Source organism: Mycobacterium sp., from assembly GCF_019243155.1.
Classification (GTDB): Bacteria; Actinomycetota; Actinomycetes; order Mycobacteriales; family Mycobacteriaceae; genus Mycobacterium.
The window spans coordinates 1-6495 of the sequence record NZ_JAFAUS010000397.1 but is presented as its reverse complement, the minus strand read 5'-3'; the positions used below and the strand labels follow the sequence as shown (position 1 = coordinate 6495).

The following is a 6495-nucleotide window of genomic DNA, read 5'->3' as shown; positions in this document are numbered from 1 at the left end:
CGGCTACGACCTGGGGTCACTGCTCGATTCGTCGAAGACGTTGTCCCGCGACGCCAACGGCGTCGTCGATCGCACCCGAGCCCTCACCGAAGACACCGGGCCGCTGCTGGATACCCAAGCGCAAACCACAGATTCGATCAGAAAGTGGGCGCATAGCTTCGCCGGCATCTCGGATGTGTTGGTGAACAACGATTCCCATTTCCGCACCATCCTGCAGAAGGGGCCTGACACCGCGAACGAAGCATCGCGGCTTCTCGAACAAATCAAACCGACGCTGCCGGTGCTGCTTGCCAACCTGACCACCATCGGGCAGATCGGCGTCACCTACCATCCTTCGATCGAGCAGCTACTGGTTCTGCTACCTCCTGGGGTTGCTGTCGAGGTGGCAGCCACGGGTGAAAACCATCCCGACGGTAGGGCTTACGGCGACTTCGCGGCCACGGTCGACGATCCGCCTATTTGCACGGTCGGCTTCATGCCACCCAACACATGGTGTTCCCCGGACGACCTCACCGACATCGACACGCCGGACGGGTTGTATTGCAAACTCCCGCAGGATTCACCGATCGCGGTTCGCGGTGCCCGCAACTATCCCTGCATGGGCCACCCCGGTAAGCGCGCGCCGACCGTCGAAATCTGCAACAGTGACAAGCCGTTCATGCCGCTGGCGATGCGCCAACACACCCTCGGCCCCTATCCGCTGGATCCGAATCTGCTGTCCCAGGGCGTCCCGCCCGATGACCGGATCACCACCAACGACCGAATCTTCGGCCCGGTCCAGGGAACGCCGCTGCCGCCGGGAGCGGTTCCGCGCGGCGCACCCGCCGGCCCGCGCGGAGAAAGTCCACCGCCGGGCACGGTTGGAGCTGCTGTACCCCCTGTGCCGTCGTCGGGACCCATGTCGAGAATGTCGGCCGAAATTCCTTCGATAGCACCGCTCGACGTCCCTGGACCGGCCGAACGACCCGCGCCGCCGCCCGCCGCGCCGGCACCGCCGCCCGACGCGCCGGCTCCGCCGCCCGACGCGCCGGCTCCGCCCGGTCCTCCCGACTTGGCACCGGCCGACACGGCAGGCGGCGGAGGTCCCCAGGCTGCGCCGAGCTCGTTCGGAGCCAAGGCATCTAAGCCTGTGCCGTCGGTCGCGGTCGCAAAGTACGATCCGCACACCGGTCGTTATGTCGGTCCGGACGGAAAGCTGTACCAGCAGTCGGATCTCGTTGCTGCGAAAGCGCCCAAGACGTGGAAAGACATGCTTCCCACCTGAATCCGTCCTGAGGACCGCCTCGAGGGGTCGGGCGGTGAAGCTTAGGACCGCCCGGTCAGGAGAGCTGGTCCAGGCGCAACGGCATCGCTATATCAAGCCACTGGTTTTGGCCGCAGGCACCGCTTGGGCCGACCGTCTTGTCCTTGCCCGAGAAGACCCGCGACCCGAGCTGGAATCCACCATTGTCGTTGACCGGGTAGAAGAAAAACGTCTGGTTTCCGCTGAACGCGGTACCGTCCTCGCACCGCTCCCAGTTCGCCACTGTGCGTTTGACCTTCCACATCTCCCCGTCTTCCATGTAGAGGGGCGCGGTCCATCCCTGGTCGCTGGACACCTGGCCCTGGCATGACTGGGTTGAAACGCAGGTCGAACTGATGGTCCACGTCTGGTAGACCGTCGGCTGGCCGAAGTACTGATCGTTTCGCTGGGCATAATCGCCAATGGACGTGGCGCGGAACGTCCCGTTGATGGCCACATCTTCCTTGGTTATTGCCTGGGCCGGAGAGGCCGTGCCCAAACCGCCGAATGCAGTCGCAGCCAACAGCGTTGCGGTGGTGAGTGTTTTGACGGAACGCATCAGGTGCTCCTCGAAACGCATAATCCGAGAGTGCCTACGGCACCTTTTCGCCGTGGGTTGCGGCGTCCTCGATCGGAGACGTTACACCGCTTCGACCCGCCAAGGTAACGGTTAGGCAAAGATCTGCCGCGCTCATCCGGAGGGGTCGAATTTCGCGATCAGCCAGGAACCGTCGACTTTTTTCAGCGTGACCAGGACGCTGCTCTGCGTCTTCTCGGGATCTTTCTTTCGCACGCTTGCCGTGGTCTGGTCGATGAAAACCAGCACGACGGCCGAATCGGGATGCAATTCCGAAACGGCGGCCCGAACCACCGTGGCGGTCGCCGTAAGTTGTCCCTTCTGCGCCATCGGCGCGACGGCTTCGTCGGCGAATTTGCTGTAGTAGGCCAGAAAGTCGCCGGTGAGATGTGACTTCGCGTTGCTGAAATCGCGATTCAAATGGTCGTAGGAATACGACAACGCCGCTACGGCACCATCCGAGGCCGCCTGGATTGCCCGGCGCGCCGCCGCATCGCCGACCTGCTGGTCCGGCCGGTACAGGATGAAGTACACGCCGGCAGCGACTCCCACGGCGGCGATAACCAACGTTGTCGCGACGATCGAACGCCACCTCGCCAGATACCGGCGGGGCCGCCGCCGAATCGCCTTGCCGTCCATCGTTTTTTCGGTGCCGTCCAGCGACGAGTCATGTTCGGCAGTCATCGCAGGAAATCGACTTTCGACATCTTGAGCTGGCCGCCGTCGCGGTCCATATCGACGCTCACGCGAAACAGGGCCGGCGGCGGTTTGACGTTGTCCGGCCCAAAGGGATCGGTTCTCGCCGCCACAAGAACGACTCCCGAGTTGTCGCTCAACGACTGGACGGCGACGGCTTCGATGGTGACCTTGTTACCGACCTTCGTCTCCTCGGCCTTGTTGACTATCAGGGGCGACAGCACAGCTAGCTGGTTCTTCTGGTCGCCGGTGGAGGCATCGATCGCGCGCTGGACATCATCCTTGGCATGAGCAGGGTCAATCGACATGAATGCCGTGATCCCTTGCCGGGCGGCCACACTGAACTCCGCGGCGAGCTGGCGATTGTGCACCGCGGTGTGGTGCTGCCGCAGCATGTAGCCGGTCGCGGCGACAGAAGTGGAGAAGAGCACGATGCCGATGCCGGCGGCTACAGTCCTCCGCCCCGGACGCCGGAGCCAACGTGGTCGCCTGGGACGCCGCAGCAACCGTCGTCGTTTCCGGGTCGGCGTCGCGGGCTGCTCGACAGCGAGGGTGTCGGAGTCGGAGTCCCCGGTTTCGGCTTCCCCGCGCAGGCTTTCCAGGCGCGCCCGAGCCGCCTCGGCGCGCGCTTCGGCCTTGGCAACTTCGTCTTCCGGGTCCACGTCCGAGAGGTCGGCGTCAGGCCCGTCCGGGTTGTGCACGGAGAGGGAGCTTATCACCGGAACCTGGGCCCACCGACGCCATCGGACGACTGCTCCTCGTGGCGTCTAGGTGCGGAAATACCCGCTCGCCGGGCAGCGGGGCGCAGTGGCGTCGGGGGGTGCGGCGCCGACGGTGTTCGGCCTGGTTGATCTTCTCCAATTAGGAGAATTTTCTTTCCGGGTGTGGCAGAGTGATCGGGTGCGATCCATCGTGGCCCTGGTTGCCGCGTTGCTCGGCGCCGGTGTGCTGGCAGCGCCGCCGTCGTCTGCCGGGCCGACTGTCTGCGATTACCCCGCCTGCACCCCGGGCATCATGCCGCACCAGGTTTTAGGCGCGCCGTGCGACAACACCACCTATTACGCCTTCGGTGTCGCGGACGGCTATGTCTCCTTCGCCTCGGAGCCCGGACGGCTGATGTTCTGCGGTTCGCCCCGGCGATACCAGCCTCGATGGTTCCGCTCACCGCCGATGGCGGGAGTCAAGGACGAAAACGCCGACTGCCAGAACTACCTGAACTACGTCGCGCAGTCGCCAGATGGTCTGTTCCTGATCTGTATTGCTCACGACGGCATCGAGAGCTGGGTCCGCGCCGACACGTAGCCGCATCGTTTCCTCAGTCGCGGGCGACCCGAGGCAGACCGAGCAGGCGCCGGCTCAAATCGGTGACCCTGTCGAGCAGTGTTTCGTCGTCGATGTCGGCGACCAGCGGATGCATGACGGCCGTGCTGAGCGCACCGGAGAACATCGCGGCCTCGATCCGCCCGTCCAGACCCGCATCGCTGAGCAGCACCTGGTACAGACGGTCCATGAAAACTTGAAATGGCTTGTGCTCGGCCAGCAATCGGACGACGACCGGATCGAATTGCAGTGTGCGCACCAACCGGCGGTCACGAACCGCCATTTCGATGGTGCGCACCAACAGTGCATCGCGGGCCCGCGGCCCGTTGCCGTGAGCCTCCGCTTCCTCCAACGCAGGAAGCAACCGCGCGAGTTCGCGCTCGGTGACCGCGATGACGATCTGCTCCTTGGTCCGGAATTGATGGTAGACAGCGGCTTTGGTGATGCCGACGGCGTCGGCGATCATCTGCAGCGACGTGCCGCTGACCCCGTGCGTGGCGAACAGATCCAGCGCCGCATCGAGCACGCGCGTCCGGGCCGCGCTGTGCTCGACCACCCTCAGTTGCTGCGCTTCGGTAGCCGACTGTTGTGCTGTTCCCACGCACCGAGACTAGACGACACTATTGACCGTGGCTAGCCGATCGGCTAGCTTCGCTCACTAGCCGAGTTTTGGCGGCGAATTCGTGTGGGGAAGGAGTACCAATGTCCGACGTCGGGGGAAACGATGCAGGCGGTCGCCCATTCACGCGAACTGCGCGAGCGAACATCGACGGAGAGCTCATTCTGCTGTGGACGCTGCCCGTGACGGTGATCCTCTGGATCGCCAGCTTTTTCCTGTTTCCGGGTTTCAATCCGCCGATGTCGCCATCGATGACGGCGGACCAGGTCGCCGCGTTCTATCGGGATCCGGCCCACCTTCCCCAGATCCGGTACAGCATGATCGTGTTCAACTGGTTCGGCGTCTGCCTCGTCCCGATTCTGGCTCTGATCGTGTTGCAGATCCGGCGAATGGCACATCGGACGCCGATCTTCTCCTACGCGATGCTGGGCTGCGTGGCCGGCGGTCCGACGTTGTTTCTCATCGCCAACGTGTGCTGGCTACTGGCGGCGTTTCGTCCCGAGCGGAATCCGGAGCTGACGCAGCTCCTCAACGACTTCGGCTGGATCACCTTCACCATCGTGGTTCCCTTTCTGATCGGGCAAAGCCTAATCCTGGCTCTGGCAATCTTTTTCGACGACCAGCCACGTCCTGTTTTCAGCCGTTGGGTGGCCTACTTCAACCTCCTGGTGGCGGCCGCGCTGGTGCCCGCCGCCTTCGTCGGAGTGTCGTTGACCGGCCCGCTGGCCTGGGACGGCTTCCTGTCGTTCTGGGTGAAGAACGTTGCCATTGCGGTCTGGATCGTCGTGATGGGCGTTGTGTTGGGACGAGCCATCTATTCCGAGCGTGCCGAGAACCCAGGACGCCCACAGGAATTGGTCAACGCATGAGCGCGGTGATCACACAGCCGACCTCGCCGGCCACGCCGCCCGCGGGCCCCCTGAATCGGCGGATCGCCTGGCACCTGCGGCACAACCCCAAGCGGGAACTCTGGTTGGCGTGGTGGGCGATGGTCGTCTTCTACAACATGTTCTTCCCGGTGTTCTTCATCAATGCGCAGGTTCAGCCGCCGCCGGAGCCCACGTGGGATCTCGCGACGCAGGTGCACTGGTTCTCCGAACGCCACTTGGGGATACCCCTTGGTTTCGGCGTCATCTTCTCCATCAGCGGCATGATCGCGACCAACAACGCGCTGATCGCGTATTCGATGCGGCGCATGTCGGTCAGCCGCGCGTTCGGGTATTCGTATCTGATCATCTACTCGCTGAGTGCAGTTCCCGGAATGATGCTGCTCAACATCGCGCTGATCGTCGGGACGCTGCGACCCGATCGCAATCCCGAAGTGATTGGTTGGCTCTACGACTTCGCATTCTTGTCCTTCGACGGAACCATGGGCGTCTTCTTGATCGGCTCACTGATCTGGATGGTCGCGATCCTGCTCGACAAGAATCGGGTGTTCCCAAAGTGGTTCGGCTATCTGAACCTGTGTAACGCGCTGACCGAGGTCGTCGTGGCTCCCTGCTGGATCTTTCGGCGGGGCGTGTTGGCGTGGGACGGCGAGATCGCCTGGTGGCTGGACATGGTCGTGTTCGGCGTATATCAAGTGACTTTCATCGTCATGCTGTTTCAGATGATCCGCCGCGACGACCTGGGTTCCGGACCGCTGCCGGACCCGAAGAAGGCAGTTGCGCAGTGAGCGATCTCAAGACCGATCCCGTGGAAAAGGAAAAGCCCGCCAGATTCGTTCCCGGCCAACCGGACATGTGGGCCTTCGTCCTGTTCGAGACGCTGGTCTTCACCGCATATTTCGGCTTCTACCTGTTTTCCCGCGCCCGAAACCCCGAGCTCTTCCTGCATTCCCAGGCCCAACTCGACCTGCGCATCGGGGTTTTCAACACCCTGGTCCTGCTGCTGAGCTCCTGGTCGGTGGCGCGGTGCGTTCAGTCATCCCGCGCGGGCGCGTACCGGGCGGCCCTGCGGGACGTCGCCATCACGGCGGCGTTCGCCGCGGTGTTCCTGTTC

8 protein-coding genes and 1 pseudogene are annotated in these 6495 nt (G+C 63.6%); 5 read left to right on the top strand and 4 right to left on the bottom strand.

All coding sequences use genetic code 11. From position 1 onward, the window contains the following. Nucleotides 1-1264 (top strand): mammalian cell entry protein (locus JOZ00_RS20570; protein ID WP_293347211.1); only part of this gene is annotated, 1264 nt, incomplete at its 5' end. 55 nt (nt 1265-1319) lie between these two features. Here the strand turns inward: JOZ00_RS20570 and JOZ00_RS20565 are convergent. The 3 genes from JOZ00_RS20565 to JOZ00_RS20555 form a co-directional block, all read right to left on the bottom strand. Next, a complete protein-coding gene (locus JOZ00_RS20565; protein ID WP_293347217.1) occupies nt 1320-1841 on the bottom strand; it encodes a hypothetical protein in 522 nt (173 codons plus the stop codon). A 132-nt stretch (nt 1842-1973) separates the two neighbouring features. Then, entirely contained in the window at nt 1974-2543 is a 570-nt protein-coding gene (locus tag JOZ00_RS20560) for a hypothetical protein (RefSeq protein WP_293347208.1), read from the bottom strand. Then, a complete protein-coding gene (locus tag JOZ00_RS20555; protein ID WP_293347205.1) occupies nt 2540-3256 on the bottom strand; it encodes a hypothetical protein in 717 nt (238 codons plus the stop codon). Before JOZ00_RS20555 ends, JOZ00_RS20560 begins: the two co-directional genes overlap by 4 nt. A gap of 211 nt (nt 3257-3467) precedes the next feature. Between JOZ00_RS20555 and JOZ00_RS20550 the strand changes: the two genes are divergently transcribed. Beyond that, a complete protein-coding gene (locus tag JOZ00_RS20550) occupies nt 3468-3857 on the top strand; it encodes a hypothetical protein (RefSeq protein WP_293347214.1) in 390 nt (129 codons plus the stop codon). 13 nt (nt 3858-3870) lie between these two features. Here JOZ00_RS20550 and JOZ00_RS20545 read toward each other — a convergent pair whose 3' ends face one another. Continuing rightward, entirely contained in the window at nt 3871-4476 is a 606-nt protein-coding gene (locus JOZ00_RS20545; RefSeq protein WP_293347202.1) for a TetR/AcrR family transcriptional regulator, read from the bottom strand. Nucleotides 4477-4577: 101 nt separating this feature from the next. Between JOZ00_RS20545 and JOZ00_RS20540 the strand changes: the two genes are divergently transcribed. The 3 genes and pseudogenes from JOZ00_RS20540 to JOZ00_RS20530 form a co-directional block, all read left to right on the top strand. Beyond that, nucleotides 4578-5363: a hypothetical protein gene (locus JOZ00_RS20540; protein ID WP_293347199.1), complete on the top strand. Its 786-nt coding sequence runs from the start codon at nt 4578-4580 to the stop codon at nt 5361-5363. Then, nucleotides 5360-6169 carry a hypothetical protein gene (locus tag JOZ00_RS20535; protein ID WP_293347196.1) on the top strand — a complete coding sequence of 270 codons (810 nt, stop codon included), beginning with the start codon at nt 5360-5362 and terminating at the stop codon, nt 6167-6169. Before JOZ00_RS20540 ends, JOZ00_RS20535 begins: the two co-directional genes overlap by 4 nt. A 65-nt stretch (nt 6170-6234) precedes the next feature. After that, nucleotides 6235-6495 (top strand): annotated as a pseudogene (locus JOZ00_RS20530) (cytochrome c oxidase subunit 3 family protein); the annotation flags it as partial.

Bases quoted from the DNA above. Each gene is read 5' to 3' on its own strand.
- JOZ00_RS20565 (WP_293347217.1), bottom strand. From the start codon at position 1,841: ATGCGTTCCGTCAAAACACTCACCACCGCAACGCTGTTGGCTGCGACT.
- JOZ00_RS20560 (WP_293347208.1), bottom strand. From the start codon at position 2,543: ATGACTGCCGAACATGACTCGTCGCTGGACGGCACCGAAAAAACGATG.
- JOZ00_RS20540 (WP_293347199.1), top strand. From the start codon at position 4,578: ATGTCCGACGTCGGGGGAAACGATGCAGGCGGTCGCCCATTCACGCGA.
- JOZ00_RS20535 (WP_293347196.1), top strand. From the start codon at position 5,360: ATGAGCGCGGTGATCACACAGCCGACCTCGCCGGCCACGCCGCCCGCG.